The sequence below is a fragment of the uncultured Aggregatibacter sp. genome, assembly GCF_901873365.1.
Classification (GTDB): domain Bacteria; phylum Pseudomonadota; class Gammaproteobacteria; order Enterobacterales; family Pasteurellaceae; genus Aggregatibacter.
Genome location: NZ_CABFLM010000071.1, coordinates 14,919 through 34,084, shown reverse-complemented (window position 1 = coordinate 34,084; position 19,166 = coordinate 14,919). Strand labels below are relative to the sequence as shown.

The window sequence follows — 19,166 nt, the reverse complement described above, 5'->3', positions numbered from 1 at the left end:
TTGAGGTCGTTATGAGCGATATTGCGATTACCATTAGCCTACTCGCCTTGGTTGCCGTGATCGGTTTATGGATAGGCCATTGGAAGATCAGAGGCGTCGGTTTCGGGGTCGGCGGCGTGTTATTCGGCGGCATTATTGTGGCGCATTTTACCCAACAATACGGCTTAGCGTTGGATACGCACACATTGCATTTCGTGCAAGAATTCGGCTTAATCCTGTTCGTTTACACCATCGGGATTCAAGTCGGCCCCGGATTTTTTTCCTCGTTGCGCCGTTCAGGGTTAAAACTGAACGGTTTTGCCTTTTTGATTGTCTTGCTGGGTGGGCTAACCGTGGTCTGTATCCACAAATTCGCCAATGTGCCGTTAGACATTATTTTGGGGATTTATTCCGGTGCGGTAACTAACACGCCTTCTCTGGGTGCAGGGCAGCAAATTTTGTCGGAACTTGGAGGCAACAGCACCACGGCAAGCATGGGGATGGCCTATGCCATGGCGTACCCTTTCGGAATTTGCGGCATTTTGCTGACCATGTGGTTAGTGCGTTTGTGTTTCCATGTGAAAATTGATGAAGAAGAACAACATTTTCAGCGTGAAAGCGGGCAAGACAAAGAAACCTTGACCACGATGGACATTAAAGTCACAAATAAAAATTTGGATGGCTTGCGTTTAATTGCCGTGCCGGGATTTGGCGCCGGCGATGTGGTTTGTTCCCGTTTAAAACGTGGGGACAGCATGTGTGTCCCGAAAGCGGATACGGAAATTCATTTAGATGACGTATTGCATTTGGTAGGGGAAAATGAAGCCTTACAAAAAATGCGATTAATTATTGGCGATGAGCTTTCCGTTAAAATGACGACCGCCGGTGGCGATATTCGTTCCGAGCGGGTGGTAGTGACCAGCGAGAAAGTCTTAGGGAAAAAAATCAAATCCCTTGGTATTCACCAAAAATACGGTGTCGTGATTTCCCGTTTAAACCGTGCCGGTGTGGAATTGGTGCCGACCGCCAATACGACTTTGCAGTTCGGTGACGTATTACACATGGTCGGGCGCACCGATGTGATGAACAATGCCATTTCGGTGATCGGCAATGCGGCACAAAAATTACAACAAGTCCAAATGCTACCGGTATTTATCGGCATTGGCTTGGGTGTGCTTTTCGGCTCTATTCCTTTTTATATTCCCGGTTTTCCGGTGGCGTTAAAATTGGGTTTAGCCGGCGGACCATTAGTGATTGCCCTGATTTTGGCGCGTATCGGGACGATTGGTAAGCTATATTGGTTTATGCCACCAAGTGCTAACTTGGCATTACGCGAGTTGGGGATTGTCTTGTTCTTGGCCGTGGTTGGGTTGAAATCCGGCGGCAGTTTTATGGACACCTTATTAAACGGTAGCGGGTTGGAATGGATGGGTTACGGCATCATTATTACGTTGGTGCCATTACTCATTACTGCGGTTATCGCCCGTTTATACAGCAAATTGAATTACCTTTCTTTGTGCGGCGTGCTTGCCGGCTCCATGACTGATCCTCCGGCATTAGCGTTCGCGAATGCGATTAAAGAAGACAGCGGTGCCGCAGCGTTATCTTATGCCACCGTGTATCCGCTGGCGATGTTCTTGCGGATCATTTCGCCGCAGTTATTGGCCTTGTTACTGTGGAGTTTTACATAACGAGAAACGCGCATTTTTATGACCGCACTTTATTTCACAAGATTTTAGGGGGGCAAAAGTACGGTTGTTTTTTAGGTGATTTTGGGTCGTTCACTTCACAGAACAGGGAAGATCCAGTAAAATGGGCCGATTTTTTGCTAATACAAAAGGAAAAAAGATGAGCCTACCTATTTATAAAAGAATTTTGTTAAAACTCAGCGGAGAAGCCTTGCAAGGTGATGAAGGTTTCGGCATTGATGCGTCTATTCTTGATAGAGTTGCATTAGAAATCAAGGAACTGGTTGAAATGGGTGTTGAAGTGGGTGTCGTCTTAGGTGGTGGCAACTTATTCCGCGGTGCTAAATTGGCTAAAGCAGGGATGAACCGTGTGGTCGGCGACCATATGGGGATGTTAGCTACGGTCATGAACGGTTTGGCAATGCGTGATTCGCTTTTCCGTGCGGATGTGAATGCCAAATTAATGTCGGCCTTTCAATTAAACGGCATTTGTGACACTTACAATTGGTCTGAAGCGATCAAAATGTTGCGCGAAAAACGCGTTGTCATTTTCTCCGGCGGTACAGGCAGCCCGTTTTTTACCACGGATTCCGCCGCATGCTTACGTGGTATCGAAATTGAGGCGGATGTCGTGTTAAAAGCAACCAAAGTCGATGGTGTATATGATTGCGATCCGGCAAAAAATCCAAATGCCATGCTTTATCCGCACCTTACTTATGCCGAAGTGATTGATAAAGAATTACAAGTCATGGACTTAGCAGCCTTTACCCTAGCTCGCGATCACGGTATGCCGATTCGCGTGTTCAATATGGGTAAACCGGGCGCGCTACGTCGCGTGATTACCGGCGAGCAAGAAGGCACACTCATTTGTGCAAAAGACTAGTTTAACGGTTTGATTTATTTAATAGAGAAGGAATTATCGTGATTAACGAAATTAAAAAAGATGCGCAAGACCGCATGGAAAAAAGTCTTGAAGCGTTAAAAGGCCATATTGCAAAAATTCGTACCGGCCGTGCGCAACCAAGTTTGTTGGATGCCATTCAAGTGGATTATTACGGCTCTGCGACACCATTACGTCAATTAGCCAACGTGGTGGCAGAAGATGCCCGTACTTTAGCGGTAACTGTGTTTGATCGTTCATTGATTCAAGCGGTAGAAAAAGCCATTTTAACCTCTGACTTAGGCTTGAACCCATCTTCTGCCGGTACAACGATTCGCGTGCCACTTCCACCATTAACAGAAGAACGTCGCCGTGATTTGATTAAAATTGTGAAATCAGAAGGCGAGCAAGGCAAAGTCGCGATTCGTAACGTTCGCCGTGATGCTAATGATAAAATCAAGGCCTTGTTAAAAGATAAAGAAATCAGTGAAAACGATCAGCATAAAGCTGAAACGGAAATTCAACAAATTACCGATAAATTCATCAAAAAAGTCGATGAAGTGTTAGCGGAAAAAGAAAAAGAATTACTCGATTTCTAATCATAAGAACAGGTTAACATCAGACGCAGTGCCTTACTGCGTCTTTTCTTATATGGGCGCGTGAGGCTTTCATCCCGTCCGAAAAATTGACAAAGTGCGGTCGAAATTTTATGCAAAACAAACAAAAGGTCGTGATTCTTGGCGCGACAGGTTCCATCGGTAATAGCACCCTTTCGGTGATTGAACACAATCCGGAAAAGTATGAAGCGTTTGCTTTAGTTGGGGGTTCCAATGTGGATGCCATGTTTGAAAAATGCGTGAAATTTCGACCGCACTTTGTTGCCTTGGCGGATGAACGTGCAGCAAAACATTTACATGAGAAAGTGGCTGCGCATCAGCTCCCGACGCAAGTATTTGCCGGTCAACAAGCGATTTGCGAATTAAGCGCACATCCTGATGCGGATATGGTCATGGCGGCGATTGTTGGTGCGGCAGGTTTATTGCCAACGTTGTCAGCAGTGAAAGCCGGCAAAAAAGTGCTACTGGCAAATAAAGAAGCATTGGTCACTTGCGGTCAGATTTTTATTGATGCGGTGAAACGCTATAGCGCGCAATTATTGCCGGTAGACAGTGAACATAATGCGATTTTCCAATCTTTGCCTCCGCAGGCTCAACAACACATCGGATTTTGCCCGTTGGCAGATTTGGGTATCAGTAAAATCGTGCTGACCGGTTCGGGTGGGCCTTTCCGTTATACGGAGTTAAGCGAATTTGACAGTATTACACCGGAACAGGCGGTGGCACATCCTAACTGGTCTATGGGCAAGAAGATCTCTGTGGATTCCGCAACGATGATGAACAAGGGGTTGGAGTATATTGAGGCCCGTTGGTTGTTTAATGCAACAGCCGATGAAATGGAAGTCATTATTCACCCGCAATCCATTATTCACTCTATGGTACGCTACATTGATGGCAGCGTTATTGCGCAAATGGGGAATCCTGATATGCGCACACCGATTGCCGAAACTATGGCGTATCCGCACCGCACTTTTTCCGGCGTAGCGCCGTTAGATTTTTACCAATTAAATGGGCTGACTTTTTTAGCGCCGGATTATCAACGTTATCCTTGTTTGAAATTGGCGATAGAAGCTTTTGCGGCAGGACAGTATGCGACCACTGCCATGAATGCGGCGAATGAAGTGGCCGTGCAAGCCTTTTTAGATCGCCAAATTAAATTTACGGATATTGCCAAACTGAATCAGGCTGTCGTGGAACAAATGCCGTCGCAACAAATCAAACAGATTGATGATGTGTTGGAGGTGGATCGTGCTGCTCGTGAATATGCACGACAACAATTGGCTCATTGGTCACACTGATATTTTGCATTGAGAAGGGATAATGACAGAATTAGATCGGAATAATATTCCGCAACACGTTGCGATTATCATGGACGGCAACGGGCGCTGGGCGAAGCAACAAGGGAAAATGCGCGTTTTTGGACATAAAAACGGCGTGGCGGCAGTACGTGAAGCTGTGTCTTATGCTCGCAAAATTGGGGTGAAATATTTAACCTTATATGCGTTTAGCAGCGAAAACTGGAACCGCCCCGAGCAGGAAGTGAGCGCATTGATGAGTTTATTTATGCAAGCGCTTGATTTCGAAGTGAAAAAACTGCATAAAAATGACATTCGTTTGAAAATTTTAGGCGACATTTCCCGCTTTAGTGCAGGTTTGCAGGAAAAAATCAAAAAAGCGGAAAAATTAACGGAAAATAACACCGCACTTACGTTAAATATTGCCGCAAATTATGGCGGGCGCTGGGATATCGTTCAGGCGGCACAGCAGTTGGCAGAACAGGTTCAAGCGCAACAGCTTAACGTCGCAGACATTAATGAAGCTTTATTGCAACAACATTTGGTGACGAAAGACGAGCCTGAAGTGGATTTATTGATTCGTACCAGTGGTGAACAACGCATTAGCAATTTCTTATTGTGGCAAACAGCCTACGCGGAATTGTATTTTTCTGATGTACTGTGGCCAGATTTTAATGAAGCCGAGTTTCATCAGGCGATTTTATCTTATCAACAACGTCATCGCCGTTTTGGCGGGACCGAATAATTGAGGAATATATTGTGCTTAAACAACGAGTTATTTCGGCAATTGTGTTAATTGCCCTTGTCTTTACCGCATTATTTTTATTTTCACCTTATTATTTTGCTCTCGCCTTAGGGGTGGTTGTGGTGTTAGGCGTTTGGGAATGGACGCAGTTTTTTAATTTCAAGCAACCCACGTTTTGGCGCTATGCCATCACAGGTTTAAGTGCTGCCTTTTTATTCCTCTGGATCTATGGGGAAGGCAATTATTTAGATGCCGGACGTGTATTTGAACTGTATGCTCAGCCGATTTTATTGGGTGCGGTTATTTGGTGGCTGGTGGCCTTATTTTTTGTGGTGACTTACCCGAAAAGTAGTGCCATTTGGGGCAAACATTCCGTTTTACAATTCTTTTTCTGTTTCTTTACCCTTATCCCATTTTTAATCGGCGTATTATTGTTACGTTTAGATCATTATGTGGCAGCGCCTTATCACGGCATTATGCTGTTGTTGTATGTGTTTATTTTGGTTTGGGTAGCGGATTCCGGCGCTTATTTTGTCGGTCGTAAATTTGGTAAACACAAATTGGCACCGAAAGTTTCTCCGGGAAAATCTTGGCAAGGGGCGATTGGTGGTTTGGTGATGGCAGGCATTGTTGCAGCCATTTTTGTGAATGTGGCGCAACAAAGTTTGACCGCGAATGTCTCATCCGGAGCCTTTATTGGTTTGTCTGTGGCAACGGTTGCCATCTCTATTTTAGGCGATTTAACGGAAAGTATGTTTAAACGCCAAAGCGGTATTAAAGATAGCAGTCATTTAATTCCGGGACATGGTGGTATTTTGGATCGCATTGACAGCTTAACCGCGGCGGTTCCATTCTTTGCCTACTTCTATTTCTTTGTACTATAGGATTGGCGATATGTCATTTTTGTGGTCAACCGTTTCATTTCTGATTGTGATTGCCGTTTTAGTGACGGTACATGAATATGGTCATTTCTGGGCGGCACGAAAGTGCGGTGTGAAAGTCCATCGTTTTTCTATTGGTTTTGGCAAAGTCATTTGGTCGCGTACCGATAAACAAGGCACGGAATTTGCCGTGTCGGCCATTCCGCTTGGGGGCTATGTCAAAATGCTGGACGGACGCAATGAAGAGGTGCCTGATACCTTAAAATCGCAGGCCTTTGATCATACAACGGTCGCTCAGCGCGCATTTATTATTGCCGCAGGTCCGCTTGCGAATTTCTTATTTGCCATTTTTGCTTATTTTCTCGTTTATTCCATTGGCATTCCGAGTATTAAGCCGGTAATCGATGAAGTTCGTCCCCAATCGATTGCTGCAATGGCACAAATACAGCCGAACACCCAAATTACGGAAATTGATGGCGTTTCAACCGCTGATTGGGAAACCATTAATATGTTGTTAGCCACCAAGTTAGGGGAAAGCAAAGTTGATCTGACATTAGTGGAATTTGGTTCTAACATTGAACAGCATAAAACTTTAGATTTATCCAACTGGACGTTTGATCCTGAGAAACAAAGTGCATTCGGATCCCTCGGTATTGTACCGGTGAGAAGTAAAGTGGATATGATACTCTCTAAGATTACTGAAAATTCACCGGCAGAAAAAGAAGGATTACGAAAAGGCGATAAACTCTACTGGTCGGATAACAGTAAAATTGAGTGGCATACGTTTCTAGAAAAGGTTCAAGAAGGCAAGCCATTAACTCTAAAAGTAGAACGTGATGGTGTGTGGTTTGATAAAACACTTACACCAGAACTGAATGAAAAAAAACGCTGGTTTGTGGGAATTTCCCCGACTTTTTACCCCTTGGCTAATGAATATCGTACTGAATTAAAGTATGATATGCTTGAAGCCTTACAAAAAGGGGTAGAAAAGACCTTTCAACTCTCTTGGTTAACGATTAAAGTCATCGGGAAATTAATCACCGGCAATTTGTCTTTGAATAACTTAGGCGGTCCAATTTCCATTGCCAAAGGGGCAGGTGCCTCTTCTGAAATTGGCCTGATTTATTACCTGAGTTTTATGGCATTAATTAGTGTTAATTTGGGCGTTATGAATTTATTTCCATTACCAGTACTGGATGGGGGACATCTTGTCTTTTTGGTGATGGAAGCGTTGAAAGGAAAACCAGTTTCCGAGCATGTGCAGAATGTGAGTTATCGAATTGGTGCTGTCTTGTTATTGATGTTAATGGGACTTGGACTGATTAATGATTTTTTACGTTTATAACTAATTACGTATCTTATACAGGATAAAATTTACGATGAAAAAACTCTTAATTGCAAGCCTCTTATTTGGTTCGACGAGTGTTTTAGCCGGCACCTTTGTCGTACAAGATATTCGTGTTGATGGCGTTCAGTCCACTACTGAAAACAGTATTATCGCCAGTTTACCGGTACAGGTTGGGCAAAAAATCAACGACGCCAATATTGCCGATGTCGTACGTACGCTTTTCTTAAGTGGTCAATATGATGATGTTCGAGCTTCTCAACAAGGCAATACGCTTGTCATTTCAGTTACACCGAAATCCATTATTTCCGATGTAATTTTAGAAGGAAATAAAACCATTCCGGATGAAGCACTAAAACAAAATTTAGATGCTAACGGCTTCCAAAAAGGGGAGATATTAAATCGTGAAAAATTAGAAACATTTCGTGCAACATTAGAAGATCACTATCACAGTGTTGGTCGTTATAATGCGCAAGTAAATACGATTGTCAATCCGCTACCGAATCATCGTTCCGAAATTAAATTGCAAATTAAAGAAAACGATGTGGCGTTGCTTAAAGAGCTCAATTTTGTCGGCAACCACGTTTTTAGTAAAAGCAAACTGCAAGATCAAATGGAATTACAACCGGATGCGTGGTGGAAACTTTTCGGTAATAAATTTGATCCGAGCCAATTCAACAAAGATCTCGAAGCCATTCAAAACTATTATTTTGACCATGGCTATGCCAAAGCGAAAGTAACCGGCACCGACGTGCAGTTAAATGATAAGAAAACAGAAGCCCGCGTCACCATTAATATTTCTGAAGGTGATAAATACACGGTGAAAAACGCACGTATTCTCGGTGATTTAGGCGGTATGAAAGATCAGTTGGCACCAACATTAAATCAAATTCACCTTGATCAATATTTCCGTGGCAGTGATGTACACGCTGTTGAAGACAGCATTAAATCTATTTTAGGTGAAAAAGGCTATGGTAGTGCCCAAGTGAGTGTACAGCCGGATTTTGACGATCAAGATAAAAGCGTTAATTTAAGTTTCGTTGTTGATGCCGGCAAACGTTATTCTGTGCGCCAAATCCGTTTTGAAGGAAATACTGTCACTGCCGATAGCACATTACGCCAAGAAATGCGTCAACAAGAAGGCAGTTGGTTATCCACCGACTTAATCGAACTCGGTAAAGTGCGGTTAGATCGTACCGGATTTTTTGAAACCGTAGAAAGCCGTACCGAACCGGTTGAAGGTAGCAGTGATGAAGTGGACGTGGTGTACAAAGTCAAAGAGCGTAACACCGGTAGCATTAACTTCGGGGTTGGTTATGGTACGGAAAGCGGTTTAAGCTATCAAGCTAGCATCAAACAAGAGAACTTCCTTGGTATGGGATCATCCTTAAGTCTTGCCGGTTCCCGCAATGACTACGGAACCAGTGTTAACTTAGGTTATACCGAACCGTATTTCACGAAAGACGGTGTGAGCTTGGGTGGAAATATCTTCTTTGAAAACTATGACAACTCAAAAAATAGTAATTCCGCTGCTTATACAAGAACAACTTACGGTGGCAATGTTACTTTAGGTTTCCCAGTGAATGAAAATAACTCCTATTATGTGGGTTTAGGCTATGTTTATAATAAATTGAAAAACATTACGCCGGAATATAGTCGCGCGCTCTACCTAGCCTCAATGAATTATGATAACTGGGCATTCCGCTCCCATGACTATGATTTTTCTTTCGGTTGGAACTACAACAGCTTAAATCGTGGTTTCTTACCGACCGAAGGGGTCAAAGCCACCTTTGGTGGAAGAGTGACCATTCCTGGTGCTGACAATAAATACTATAAACTCAATGCAGATGTTCAAGGATTCTATCCGCTAAATCGCGATCAAACTTGGGTATTATCCGGTCGTTTAGGGGCATCCTATGCTAATGGCTTAAGCGGTAAACGTTTACCGTTCTATCAAACCTATACTGCCGGTGGTATCGGTAGTTTACGTGGTTTTGCTTACGGTGCAGTAGGTCCACAAGCGATTTATATCAATCCGCGCGCTTGTAACCCGGCTAGCGTAACTACAAAATCCGAGTGTTATAGCCTACTTAACGGCGATATCGTTGGAGGTAATGCAATGACATCTGCCAGTGTAGAATTGATCATGCCAACACCTTTTGTTTCGGAAAAAAGCCAAAACTCCGTGCGCACATCATTATTTATTGATGCCGCAAGTGTATGGGATACGCATTGGAAAGCTGAGAAAAATCAATTTGCTCACTTAAGCACCAAGCTACCTGATTATGGCGATCCGTCACGTATTCGTTCTTCTGCCGGTATTGCCTTCCAATGGCAATCACCAATCGGTCCGCTAATCTTCTCTTATGCTAAACCGATTAAGAAATACGAAAATGATGACATTGAACAATTCCAATTTAATGTCGGTGGTTCATTCTAATTTAATGAACTTAAGTTAATTAATAAACTCTAATCACTTGTTTGTGCCAATGTTGCATTGGCACAAATTAATTTTTTTAATCTATAAAAAAGGAAATTTTACTCATGAAAAAAGTCATCAAACTTGTTCTTATTTCAGCCATTTTAATTTTCACTTCTCGTTTAGCCATGACAGAAGAAAATATTGCATTTGTGAGTGCAGATTATCTCTTCCAAAATCACCCTGAACGTAAAGCAATCGCAGCAAAATTAGAAACAGAATTCAAAGCGACTGTGGAAAAATTGACAGAAAACAAGAAAAAGGTCGATGCAAGAATTGCGGATGTACAGAAAAAAGTAGAAGCAAAAGTCGCTGCATTACAAAAAGATGCACCGAAATTGCGCGCTGCCGACATCAAAAAACGTGAAGATGAAATTAATAAATTCGCCAGCACCGAACAAGCGACAATCAATAAGTTAGTGGCAGAACACGATCAACAAGTTCGTATCTATCAAGATAACTATGCAAAACGCGAAAACCAAGAAACCTCTAAATTGGTTGAAAGCATTCAAGCCGCAACTAACGCCGTAGCAAAAGAAAAACACTACACCATCGTATTAGATGATCGTTCCGTTGTCTTTGCGGCAGACGGTAAAAATATCAGTGATGATGTTCTAAAAGCGATTTCCGCAGCAGCTGCGAAGGCTAAATAATGAGATCCTATTCTCTTTCAGAATTAGCACAACAAATCGGCGCTACCATTCGTGGTAACGCCGATGTTGTTGTGAGTAATATCGCTCCCTTAGATAAAGCAGAAAAACATCAACTAACATTCATTTCTAATGCCAAATTCCGTGAAAAACTGGCACACTCAAAGGCGGGTATTTTAGTCGTATCTGAAGCGGATGTGGAATTTTGTTCACCAGAAAGTAATTTGCTTATCGTGAAAGATCCTTATGTTGCCTATGCAAAATTGGCGCAATATATGGATACCACACCAAAAGCGGCAAGTGGAATTGCAAAAAGTGCGGTCATTTCTGACGACGTTTTGTTAGGTGAAAATGTCTCTATTGGTGCAAACAGTGTCGTTGAATCCGGCGTTGTGCTTGGTGACAACGTGGTGATTGGCGCAAATTGTTTTATTGGTAAGAACACCAAAATTGGCGCGCACACCCAACTTTGGGCGAATGTGTCTGTATATCATGATGTCGAAATTGGCCAACATTGCTTAATTCAATCCGGTGCAGTTATCGGTAGCGATGGCTTTGGTTATGCCAATGAGCGCGGTAAATGGATTAAAATTCCGCAAGTAGGACAAGTGATTATCGGCAATCACGTGGAAATTGGTGCTTGTACCTGTATTGACCGAGGCGCATTAGATGCAACCGTGATTGAAGATAACGTGATTATCGACAACCTTTGTCAGATTGCTCATAACGTGCATATCGGCACGGGTACTGCGGTTGCCGGCGGGGTGATTATGGCAGGCAGTTTAACCGTGGGACGTTATTGTTTAATTGGCGGCGCAAGCGTGATTAACGGGCATATGGAAATCTGTGATCAAGTGACCGTCACCGGCATGGGGATGGTCATGCGTCCGATTACCGAACCGGGTGTGTATTCTTCCGGTATTCCGCTCCAAACCAATAAAGAGTGGCGCAAAACGGCGGCATTGACACTTGGCATTGATGGTTTAAATAAACGCATTAAAGCCCTTGAGAAAAAATTGAAATCAGATGAGTGATGTTTCGTTCATTTTGTGTTGATGCGTTAAATAACGTATAATTTAATGCGTATTTTTTGTTTCTTATTTAATATTGAAAGGTAATCCCGTGACTGAACAAACCTCAAGAATTATCGAATCTCACGAAATTATGCAATTATTGCCACATCGTTATCCATTTTTGTTAGTGGATCGCGTGATCAATTTTGAAGAAGGCAAATGGTTGACTGCGATTAAAAATATCAGTGTGAATGAGCCTTGTTTTACCGGCCATTTCCCGGGAAATCCCATTTTACCAGGCGTGTTAATTCTTGAAGCCATGGCGCAGGCTATGGGTATCTTAGCTTTCAAAACCCATGAGTTAGCCGGTGGTGAGATTTTCTATTTCGCCGGTGTTGATGAAGCCCGCTTTAAGCGTCCGATTGTTCCTGGCGATCAAATGGTATTACACGTTGAAGTGATTAAAGAACGCCGTGGTATTACTGCCTTTACCGCTACAGCAACCGTTGATGGTGAAGTGGCCTGTGAAGCGAAACTAATGTGTGCTCGTCGCGCAGCATAATTCAGTCAAGGGGATAAATATGATTCACCCAACAGCCAAAGTTCATCCGCAGGCGATTGTTGAAGAAGGTGCAAAAATTGGTGAAAACGTGGTTATCGGCCCGTTTACCATCATCGGCAAAGATGTTGAGATCGGCAAAGGCACCGTAGTCCACTCCCATGTTGTGATTAATGGGCATACACGAATCGGTGAAGATAATGAAATTTATCAATTTGCCAGCATCGGTGAGGTGAACCAAGATCTTAAATATCAAGGTGAGCCGACACGTGTTGTGATCGGTAACCGTAACCGCATTCGTGAAAGTGTGACTATTCACCGTGGCACTGTACAAGGTGGTGGTGTGACGAAAATCGGTGATGATAACTTATTCATGATTAACGTCCATATTGCACATGACTGCGTGATTAAAAACCGCTGTATTTTAGCCAATAACGCTACCCTTGCCGGACACGTGGAATTGGACGATTTCGTCATTGTCGGCGGAATGTCTGCGATTCACCAATTCGTTGTTGTAGGCGCTCATGTGATGTTGGGTGGCGGCTCCATGGTCAGCCAAGACGTGCCTCCTTATGTTATGGCGCAAGGCAACCATGCTCAACCGTTCGGCGTGAACATTGAAGGGTTAAAACGTCGCGGTTTTGATAAACCGACGATGCATGCGATTCGTAACGTTTATAAAATGATTTATCGTAGCGGTAAAACATTAGATGAAGTGATGCCGGAAATTGAACAAATTGCCGCAACTGAATCGGCGATCAGTTTCTTCTTGGATTTCTTTAAGCGTTCCACCCGCGGCATTATCCGTTAATTCTTTTAATAAATTCATTTATTGCCGACCGCTCTTTTCTATGACTAAAAGAGCGGTCGTTTTTTTCAGAGTTTTGACTATGCCAAATTCAATATCCCTCAATCATTCTCCAACCATTGCAATCATCGCGGGCGAAGTCTCCGGTGACATTCTCGGTGCGGGTTTAATTCACGCCCTGAAAGCGCGTTACCCGAATGCTAAATTTATCGGTATTGGCGGTGAACGCATGATTGCCGAAGGATTTGAAACTCTGTTTGATATGGAAGAGTTATCCGTGATGGGATTGGTGGAAGTGCTGAAACATCTACCACGCTTACTCAAAATTCGCCGCAGTATCATTGAGCAATTATCGGCATTAAAACCGGATATTTTCATTGGCATTGATGCGCCGGATTTTAACTTGAACGTAGAACTGAAACTCAAACAACAAGGCATTAAAACCATCCATTATGTAAGCCCATCGGTATGGGCTTGGCGTCAGAGACGGGTATATAAAATTGCCGCGGCCACCAATTTGGTGCTTGCCTTTTTGCCTTTTGAAAAAGCCTTTTATGATCGCTTCAATGTGCCTTGTCGTTTTATTGGGCACACTATGGCGGATGCTATTCCGTTGAAACCCAATCGTGATGACGCCTGCCAATTACTGAATTTAGATCCTGCGCAGCGTTATGTGGCGATACTGGTGGGGAGTCGTGGTTCAGAGGTGGAATTTCTGAGTGAACCTTTCTTACAAACTGCGCAACTGCTACATCAACGCTATCCGGATGTTAAATTTCTTGTGCCGTTAATTAATCAGAAACGTCGTCAGCAATTTGAACAAATCAAACAATGCGTTGCGCCGGAATTGGATATGATTTTATTGGACGGCAATGCTCGCGCCGCCATGATCACAGCCGAGGCAACCTTGCTCGCATCCGGTACGGCTGCGTTAGAGGCCATGTTATGTAAATCCCCGATGGTAGTGGGGTATCGCATGAAACCGTTCACTTATTTCTTAGCCAAACGCTTGGTAAAAACTAAGTATGTTTCTTTGCCAAATTTGCTGGCAGACGAAATGTTAGTGCCGGAATTAATTCAAGAAGACTGCAATCCAACGAATTTGGCAGAAAAATTGTCCCACTATTTAAGTGAGGACAAAAGTGCGGTGCAAAATCGCCACGTTTTATTACAGCGTTTTGCTGAATTGCACCAAATGATCCAATGCAATGCCGATCAACAAGCTGCTCAGGCGGTGATTGATTTATTGGAGCCATCTCATGGATAAGTTTGTGTACCCACAGGGCTATGAACTCATTGCCGGTGTAGATGAAGTAGGACGCGGGCCGTTAGTCGGTGCCGTGGTGACGGCAGCGGTGATTTTGGATCCGAATAAGCCTATTGAGGGACTTGCCGACTCTAAAAAACTGTCGGAAAAAAAACGTGTATTGTTGGCGGAAGAAATTAAGCAAAAAGCCTTTGCGTGGGCGCTTGGGCGAGCGGAACCACATGAGATCGACGAGTTGAATATTTTGCATGCTTCCATGCTTGCCATGGAACGGGCGGTAAAACACTTGAAAATTCAACCGCACTTTGTGTTGGTAGACGGCAATCGGATTCCGCCGAATTTGTCGATACCTGCTCAAGCCGTTGTTAAAGGGGATGCTTTAGTGGCGGAAATTAGCGCAGCGTCTATTTTAGCAAAAGTCGCACGGGATCAGGAAATGTTGGAATTGGATCAACAATATCCGCAATATGCCTTTGCGCAACACAAAGGCTACCCAACGAAATTGCATTTGGAAAAAATTGCTGAGTTTGGCCTTTTACCGCAGTACCGTCGCAGTTTTGCGCCTGTTAAAAATTATTAGAATCGCTATAATTTAATTTGTATTTGCACACTTGAGCACGGAGGGCACCATGAATCAATTCACCAGCTTACTTGATTCTTTCCGTCCGGAACCTTGGGTATGGGTGCTATTGTTGCTCATTGCTTCCGTGATTCTCTTCATTCATAACCGCATTCGCATGGACGTCGTCGCTATTTTGGTGATGTTGGCGTTCAGCCTCAGTGGCATTTTAACCGTACAAGAAGTGTTTGCCGGTTTTAGTGACCCCAATATTATTCTGATTGCCTTATTGTTCATCGTCGGGGAAGGCTTGGTTCGCACCGGTGTGGCGTATCAAGTGAGTGAATGGCTGTTAAAAGCCTCTCATAACAGTGAAGCACGTGTATTAGTTTTCATGATGTTAGCCGTGGCAGGTCTGGGGGCTTTCATGAGTTCCACGGGGGTCGTGGCCATTTTCATTCCTGTGGTGCTGATGATTTGCCGCCAAATGAATATCTCTCCGAAACGTTTGATGATGCCACTGAGCGTTGCCGGGCTTATCAGCGGTATGCTGACGTTGATTGCGACAGCGCCCAACCTCGTGGTGAATGCAGAGTTGGTACGCAAAACGGATATGCGTTTGAAATTCTTCGATTTTACGCCTATTGGTTTAGTGATTTTGTTTATAGGGATCGGCTATATGCTGGTTGCCCGTCATTGGTTAAAGTCCGATAAAGAAAATGAAACAAACAGCATGGATAAACGTTCCATGACTGATTTGATTCATGAATATGGTTTGCAACAACGCACACAGCGTTTTGTGGTGAGAAAAGGCTCCCCGCTTATTGGTAAAAATCTGGATGAATTACATTTACGTTCTAAATTTGGTTTGAACGTGTTGGCGATTGAACGTTGGAAGCGTTTTCGCCCGATATTTATTTCGGCACTTGGTTCCTCAGAAGTGCGTGAAAAAGACATTTTATTGATGGATAGCAGCGATCCTGAACTCAATTTGAAAGCATTTTGTCAGGAATATAATCTAGAACGGGCGGAAATTCGTGCACAGTCTTTTTCTGAACAAGCCAGTTCTATTGGCATGGCGGAATTGATTTTAGTGCCGGATTCCGACTGTATCGGAAAATCGACTGAGGAACTTGCTTTTCGCTCCAAATACGGTTTGAACGTGGTGGGCATTAAGCGTGACGGAGAAGTGCTTGGTGGGCATTTTGTCGAAACTCCCTATAAAGCCGGGGATTTATTGCTGGTGATTGGTGATTGGAAACTCATCCAGCAAATGCGTAGCCACAGCAAAGATTTCTTTGTGTTGAATTACCCGACTGAAATCACCCGTGCCGTGCCGGCGCAAAGCCAAGCCCCTTATGCCTTGTTGAGTATTTTAGTGATGGTGCTGTTAATGGTGACCCGCCTCGTGCCAAATGTGGTTGCTGCGCTCATTGCTTGCTTGATGCTAGGCTACTTCCGTTGCGTAGATAGCAAAAGTGCCTATGAGTCCATTCACTGGTCAAGCCTTGTACTAATTGTCGGGATGATGCCATTTTCGTTAGCTTTACAGAAAACCGGCGGGGTGTCGGTGATTGTCGAGTTAATGCTGAACTTAGTAGGCGGCATGGGCAAACATTGGATTTTAATTAGCCTATTTATTCTCACTGCCGTTGTCGGTTTATTCATTTCTAACACAGCGACTGCAATTTTGATTGCGCCAATCGCCATTACAATGGCACATCAACTCAATTTATCCCCGATGCCATTTGCGATGGTGGTGGCCATCGCTGCTTCTGCCGCGTTTATGACGCCGGTGTCATCGCCGGTGAATACCATGGTTTTCGGCCCCGGCGGTTATAAATTTGCTGATTTTATCAAAGTCGGTGTGCCGTTCACTCTTTTAGTGATGTTAGTGAGCGTGTTTCTTATTCCTTTACTCTTTCCTTTTTAAGGTTTAAGGAGAATGTAATGAGTATTTATGATCTGAAACCTAAGTTCCAAAATTTGTTACGTCCACTCGTGATAAAGCTGGAACAACGTGGTGTAACTGCCAATCAAGTCACCTTAACCGCGTGTGCCATTTCTGTTATTTTAGGGCTAATTTTGACCGCACTTTCCGGGTATCACTGGCTTTTTATTTTGATTCCTATTTGGTTGTTCGTGCGCATGGCACTGAATGCCATTGATGGTATGTTAGCGCGTGAATTTAACCAAAAATCCCGTTTGGGCGGATACCTGAATGAAATCACTGATGTCGTGTCTGACGCCGCATTATATTTGCCTTTTGCTTTTATTTCTCCTTTTGATACGTTACAAATCGGCTTGATCATTTGGTTGTCGGCATTGACGGAATTTTGTGGTGTGCTCGGACAAGTGCAAGGAAAAACGCGTCGTTATGATGGCCCGTTAGGCAAAAGCGATCGGGCGTTTTTGTTCGGTGTGTTGGGCTTAGTTTATGTTTTCGTCCCGGTTTTACCGGATTTTCTCTATTGGCTGGTTTGGATTGCCATCATTCTGTTAATTGCCACTTGTGTCAAACGTGTGAAGTCTGGCTTGGCCGAAGTGGGTAATGAATAGGAGCATCATTATGTTAGCCAAATTGATCGATTTTCTCTTGTGTCGCTTCACCTCCTTTATCACCGGTGTGCGCCCGCAAAAAAATGTGGAACAGCAATCCGCGGATAAACATCGTTTGTATTTTGCCAACCATAACAGCCACGGTGATTTTATTTTGTTGTGGGTCTCTTTGCCGTATCAAGTGCGCAAAAACACCCGCCCGGTTGCCGGTGCGGATTATTGGACGAAAGGGCCGATTCGGCGTTTCTTGGCGCACAACGTGTTCAATATGTTGCTAATTGAACGGGGCGGCGATAACCCGCAAGCCATTACCGAACAAATTAGTGATGCCTTGCAACATCATTCTCTAATTATTTTCCCTGAAGGCACCCGTAAAATGGACGACGATGTGGCGCTACAACCTTTCAAAAGCGGTTTGTATTACGTCGCAAAGCAAAACCCGCAATTAGAACTTGTGCCGGTATGGATTAGTAATATGCATAATGTTTTGCCGAAGGGCTTTGTGGTGCCGATTCCGCTGTTGTGCGATTTATATATGGGAACGCCGCTCTTCTACCGTGAAGAGGAAAATAAGGCCGATTTCTTAATCCGTGCTGAACAGGCATTATTAAGTTTAAATTTAACCGAAAAAGGGAAAGCATAATGGAAATATGGCAACTGTTTGGTGGGTTAATCATCACCTTAATTATTGCGTCATCAATCGGTTATGGATTGAAATTCAAAGTCGGCTTTTCCATCCCTCATGCGGTAATTGATAATCTTAACGCACGAATTAATGCCTGGTGGGTAATGATCTTAATTATCTTTGCCGCCGCGGCATTGGGTTTTTATGGCGTGATCGGATTATTTTTTGTCATTTCTTTCATGGCATTGCGTGAATTTTTATCATTGCTTTATATTCGTCGTGGCGATCATCTCGCACTTGCCGCTTGTTTTTACGTCATTCTGCCTCTTCAATATTTTTTAGTGGCAATTGACTGGTTCAGTATGTTCACCATCTTCATTCCGGTGTATGGCTTCCTGTTTTTGCCAATCCTTTCCGCCTTGTTGGGCGACACAGCGCATTTCTTAGATCGTTCCACCAAAGTGCAATGGGCATTGATGATCAGCGTCTTCTGCATTTCCCATATCCCGGCAATCCTGACATTAGACATTGAAGGTTTTGAAGAGAAAAAACTGCTATTGATGATTTTCTTGATTTTAGTGGTGCAATCCAGTGATGTGTTGCAATACGTATGGGGCAAGTTGTTCGGCAAACACAAAATTGCGCCAAAACTCTCACCATCCAAAACCGTAGAAGGTTTTGTGGGAGGTGTCGTCAGCGCCAGTGTGCTGGGTGGATTGCTCTATTGGCTTACTCCGTTTGACCCGGTACAAGCGGTGTTAATGAGCTTATTAATCTGCCTCATGGGCTTTTTAGGCGGCTTAGTGATGTCTGCGATGAAACGAAGCATGGGCGTAAAAGACTGGGGGAATATGATTAGTGGCCATGGCGGTATGTTGGATCGCATGGATTCCCTTTGCTTTGCTGCGCCGATTTTCTTCCATGTGGTGAGATATTATTGGGCTTAGCACGTTAAACCTCATGCTTTAGACTTTTGTTGCGTATGCTGAGGGGCGGGCTATCGGTGACTTTTGTCGGCACATTGAGCGCCTTTCTCTTTTTCGTTACAATAGGTTAGGTTACCGTTTTATGTACATCAGCGTATGAGGCATGAACACGCGAAGACATAGTGAGCAGCGTATTGCCATTGATATCGCAAGTCGGCTAAATCGCTTCTATATTTAATTTAAAAGTGCGGTTAAAAAATACGGTAAATTTTTACCGCACTTTCATTTCAG

18 protein-coding genes are annotated in these 19,166 nt (G+C 43.7%); all 18 read left to right on the top strand.

What is annotated here, in order from left to right:
- Positions 1-11 precede the first annotated feature (11 nt).
- The 18 genes from QZ106_RS06235 to QZ106_RS06150 all read left to right on the top strand — a co-directional run bounded on the left by QZ106_RS06235 (position 12) and on the right by QZ106_RS06150 (position 18,896).
- Entirely contained in the window at positions 12-1,670 is a 1,659-nt protein-coding gene (locus tag QZ106_RS06235) for a putative transporter (RefSeq protein ID WP_295975651.1), read from the top strand.
- A 157-nt stretch (positions 1,671-1,827) separates the two neighbouring features.
- Complete coding sequence (gene pyrH, locus QZ106_RS06230; protein ID WP_021615685.1) at positions 1,828-2,550, top strand: UMP kinase; 723 nt, start codon at positions 1,828-1,830, stop codon at positions 2,548-2,550.
- 38 nt (positions 2,551-2,588) lie between these two features.
- On the top strand, positions 2,589-3,146 hold the full coding sequence (gene frr / locus QZ106_RS06225) for a ribosome recycling factor (RefSeq protein WP_048749974.1): 558 nt from the start codon (positions 2,589-2,591) through the stop codon (positions 3,144-3,146).
- Between the two features lie 110 nt (positions 3,147-3,256).
- The gene (gene ispC / locus QZ106_RS06220) at positions 3,257-4,462 is read left to right on the top strand and encodes a 1-deoxy-D-xylulose-5-phosphate reductoisomerase (RefSeq protein WP_295975643.1); all 1,206 of its coding nucleotides are present in this window, start codon (positions 3,257-3,259) and stop codon (positions 4,460-4,462) included.
- Positions 4,463-4,484: 22 nt separating this feature from the next.
- A complete protein-coding gene (gene uppS, locus QZ106_RS06215; protein WP_295975641.1) occupies positions 4,485-5,204 on the top strand; it encodes a polyprenyl diphosphate synthase in 720 nt (239 codons plus the stop codon).
- 14 nt (positions 5,205-5,218) lie between these two features.
- Positions 5,219-6,088, top strand: coding sequence for a phosphatidate cytidylyltransferase (locus QZ106_RS06210; protein ID WP_295975638.1), 870 nt, complete (start codon positions 5,219-5,221; stop codon positions 6,086-6,088).
- Between the two features lie 10 nt (positions 6,089-6,098).
- Entirely contained in the window at positions 6,099-7,430 is a 1,332-nt protein-coding gene (gene rseP / locus QZ106_RS06205) for a sigma E protease regulator RseP (RefSeq protein WP_295975636.1), read from the top strand.
- A 34-nt stretch (positions 7,431-7,464) separates the two neighbouring features.
- Positions 7,465-9,870 (top strand): outer membrane protein assembly factor BamA, encoded by a 2,406-nt coding sequence (bamA, locus tag QZ106_RS06200; RefSeq protein WP_295975632.1) that lies wholly within the window; start codon positions 7,465-7,467, stop codon positions 9,868-9,870.
- Between the two features lie 104 nt (positions 9,871-9,974).
- Complete coding sequence (locus QZ106_RS06195) at positions 9,975-10,562, top strand: OmpH family outer membrane protein (protein WP_295975629.1); 588 nt, start codon at positions 9,975-9,977, stop codon at positions 10,560-10,562.
- Positions 10,562-11,593: a UDP-3-O-(3-hydroxymyristoyl)glucosamine N-acyltransferase gene (gene lpxD, locus QZ106_RS06190; protein WP_295975626.1), complete on the top strand. Its 1,032-nt coding sequence runs from the start codon at positions 10,562-10,564 to the stop codon at positions 11,591-11,593. Before QZ106_RS06195 ends, lpxD begins: the two co-directional genes overlap by 1 nt.
- A 130-nt stretch (positions 11,594-11,723) precedes the next feature.
- Positions 11,724-12,134 (top strand): 3-hydroxyacyl-ACP dehydratase FabZ, encoded by a 411-nt coding sequence (gene fabZ, locus QZ106_RS06185; RefSeq protein ID WP_048750176.1) that lies wholly within the window; start codon positions 11,724-11,726, stop codon positions 12,132-12,134.
- 19 nt (positions 12,135-12,153) lie between these two features.
- On the top strand, positions 12,154-12,942 hold the full coding sequence (gene lpxA / locus QZ106_RS06180) for an acyl-ACP--UDP-N-acetylglucosamine O-acyltransferase (RefSeq protein WP_006716881.1): 789 nt from the start codon (positions 12,154-12,156) through the stop codon (positions 12,940-12,942).
- 79 nt (positions 12,943-13,021) lie between these two features.
- Positions 13,022-14,206 carry a lipid-A-disaccharide synthase gene (gene lpxB, locus QZ106_RS06175; RefSeq protein WP_295975620.1) on the top strand — a complete coding sequence of 395 codons (1,185 nt, stop codon included), beginning with the start codon at positions 13,022-13,024 and terminating at the stop codon, positions 14,204-14,206.
- The gene (gene rnhB, locus QZ106_RS06170) at positions 14,199-14,786 is read left to right on the top strand and encodes a ribonuclease HII (protein ID WP_295975617.1); all 588 of its coding nucleotides are present in this window, start codon (positions 14,199-14,201) and stop codon (positions 14,784-14,786) included. Before lpxB ends, rnhB begins: the two co-directional genes overlap by 8 nt.
- A gap of 49 nt (positions 14,787-14,835) precedes the next feature.
- Entirely contained in the window at positions 14,836-16,698 is a 1,863-nt protein-coding gene (locus QZ106_RS06165; protein ID WP_295975614.1) for an SLC13 family permease, read from the top strand.
- Between the two features lie 17 nt (positions 16,699-16,715).
- Positions 16,716-17,324, top strand: a complete 609-nt coding sequence (locus tag QZ106_RS06160; RefSeq protein ID WP_295975611.1) for a CDP-alcohol phosphatidyltransferase family protein — start codon at positions 16,716-16,718, stop codon at positions 17,322-17,324.
- A gap of 10 nt (positions 17,325-17,334) precedes the next feature.
- Positions 17,335-17,967 carry a lysophospholipid acyltransferase family protein gene (locus QZ106_RS06155; RefSeq protein ID WP_295975607.1) on the top strand — a complete coding sequence of 211 codons (633 nt, stop codon included), beginning with the start codon at positions 17,335-17,337 and terminating at the stop codon, positions 17,965-17,967.
- On the top strand, positions 17,967-18,896 hold the full coding sequence (locus QZ106_RS06150; protein WP_295975605.1) for a phosphatidate cytidylyltransferase: 930 nt from the start codon (positions 17,967-17,969) through the stop codon (positions 18,894-18,896). Before QZ106_RS06155 ends, QZ106_RS06150 begins: the two co-directional genes overlap by 1 nt.
- Positions 18,897-19,166: the final 270 nt, after the last annotated feature.

What these genes read in the sequence shown, in the direction of transcription:
- QZ106_RS06235 (WP_295975651.1), top strand. Translation starts at nt 12, where the DNA reads ATGAGCGATATTGCGATTACCATTAGCCTACTCGCCTTGGTTGCCGTG.
- pyrH (WP_021615685.1), top strand. Translation starts at nt 1,828, where the DNA reads ATGAGCCTACCTATTTATAAAAGAATTTTGTTAAAACTCAGCGGAGAA.
- ispC (WP_295975643.1), top strand. Translation starts at nt 3,257, where the DNA reads ATGCAAAACAAACAAAAGGTCGTGATTCTTGGCGCGACAGGTTCCATC.
- uppS (WP_295975641.1), top strand. Translation starts at nt 4,485, where the DNA reads ATGACAGAATTAGATCGGAATAATATTCCGCAACACGTTGCGATTATC.
- rseP (WP_295975636.1), top strand. Translation starts at nt 6,099, where the DNA reads ATGTCATTTTTGTGGTCAACCGTTTCATTTCTGATTGTGATTGCCGTT.
- bamA (WP_295975632.1), top strand. Translation starts at nt 7,465, where the DNA reads ATGAAAAAACTCTTAATTGCAAGCCTCTTATTTGGTTCGACGAGTGTT.
- QZ106_RS06195 (WP_295975629.1), top strand. Translation starts at nt 9,975, where the DNA reads ATGAAAAAAGTCATCAAACTTGTTCTTATTTCAGCCATTTTAATTTTC.
- lpxD (WP_295975626.1), top strand. Translation starts at nt 10,562, where the DNA reads ATGAGATCCTATTCTCTTTCAGAATTAGCACAACAAATCGGCGCTACC.
- fabZ (WP_048750176.1), top strand. Translation starts at nt 11,724, where the DNA reads ATGCAATTATTGCCACATCGTTATCCATTTTTGTTAGTGGATCGCGTG.
- lpxA (WP_006716881.1), top strand. Translation starts at nt 12,154, where the DNA reads ATGATTCACCCAACAGCCAAAGTTCATCCGCAGGCGATTGTTGAAGAA.
- lpxB (WP_295975620.1), top strand. Translation starts at nt 13,022, where the DNA reads ATGCCAAATTCAATATCCCTCAATCATTCTCCAACCATTGCAATCATC.
- rnhB (WP_295975617.1), top strand. Translation starts at nt 14,199, where the DNA reads ATGGATAAGTTTGTGTACCCACAGGGCTATGAACTCATTGCCGGTGTA.
- QZ106_RS06165 (WP_295975614.1), top strand. Translation starts at nt 14,836, where the DNA reads ATGAATCAATTCACCAGCTTACTTGATTCTTTCCGTCCGGAACCTTGG.
- QZ106_RS06160 (WP_295975611.1), top strand. Translation starts at nt 16,716, where the DNA reads ATGAGTATTTATGATCTGAAACCTAAGTTCCAAAATTTGTTACGTCCA.
- QZ106_RS06155 (WP_295975607.1), top strand. Translation starts at nt 17,335, where the DNA reads ATGTTAGCCAAATTGATCGATTTTCTCTTGTGTCGCTTCACCTCCTTT.
- QZ106_RS06150 (WP_295975605.1), top strand. Translation starts at nt 17,967, where the DNA reads ATGGAAATATGGCAACTGTTTGGTGGGTTAATCATCACCTTAATTATT.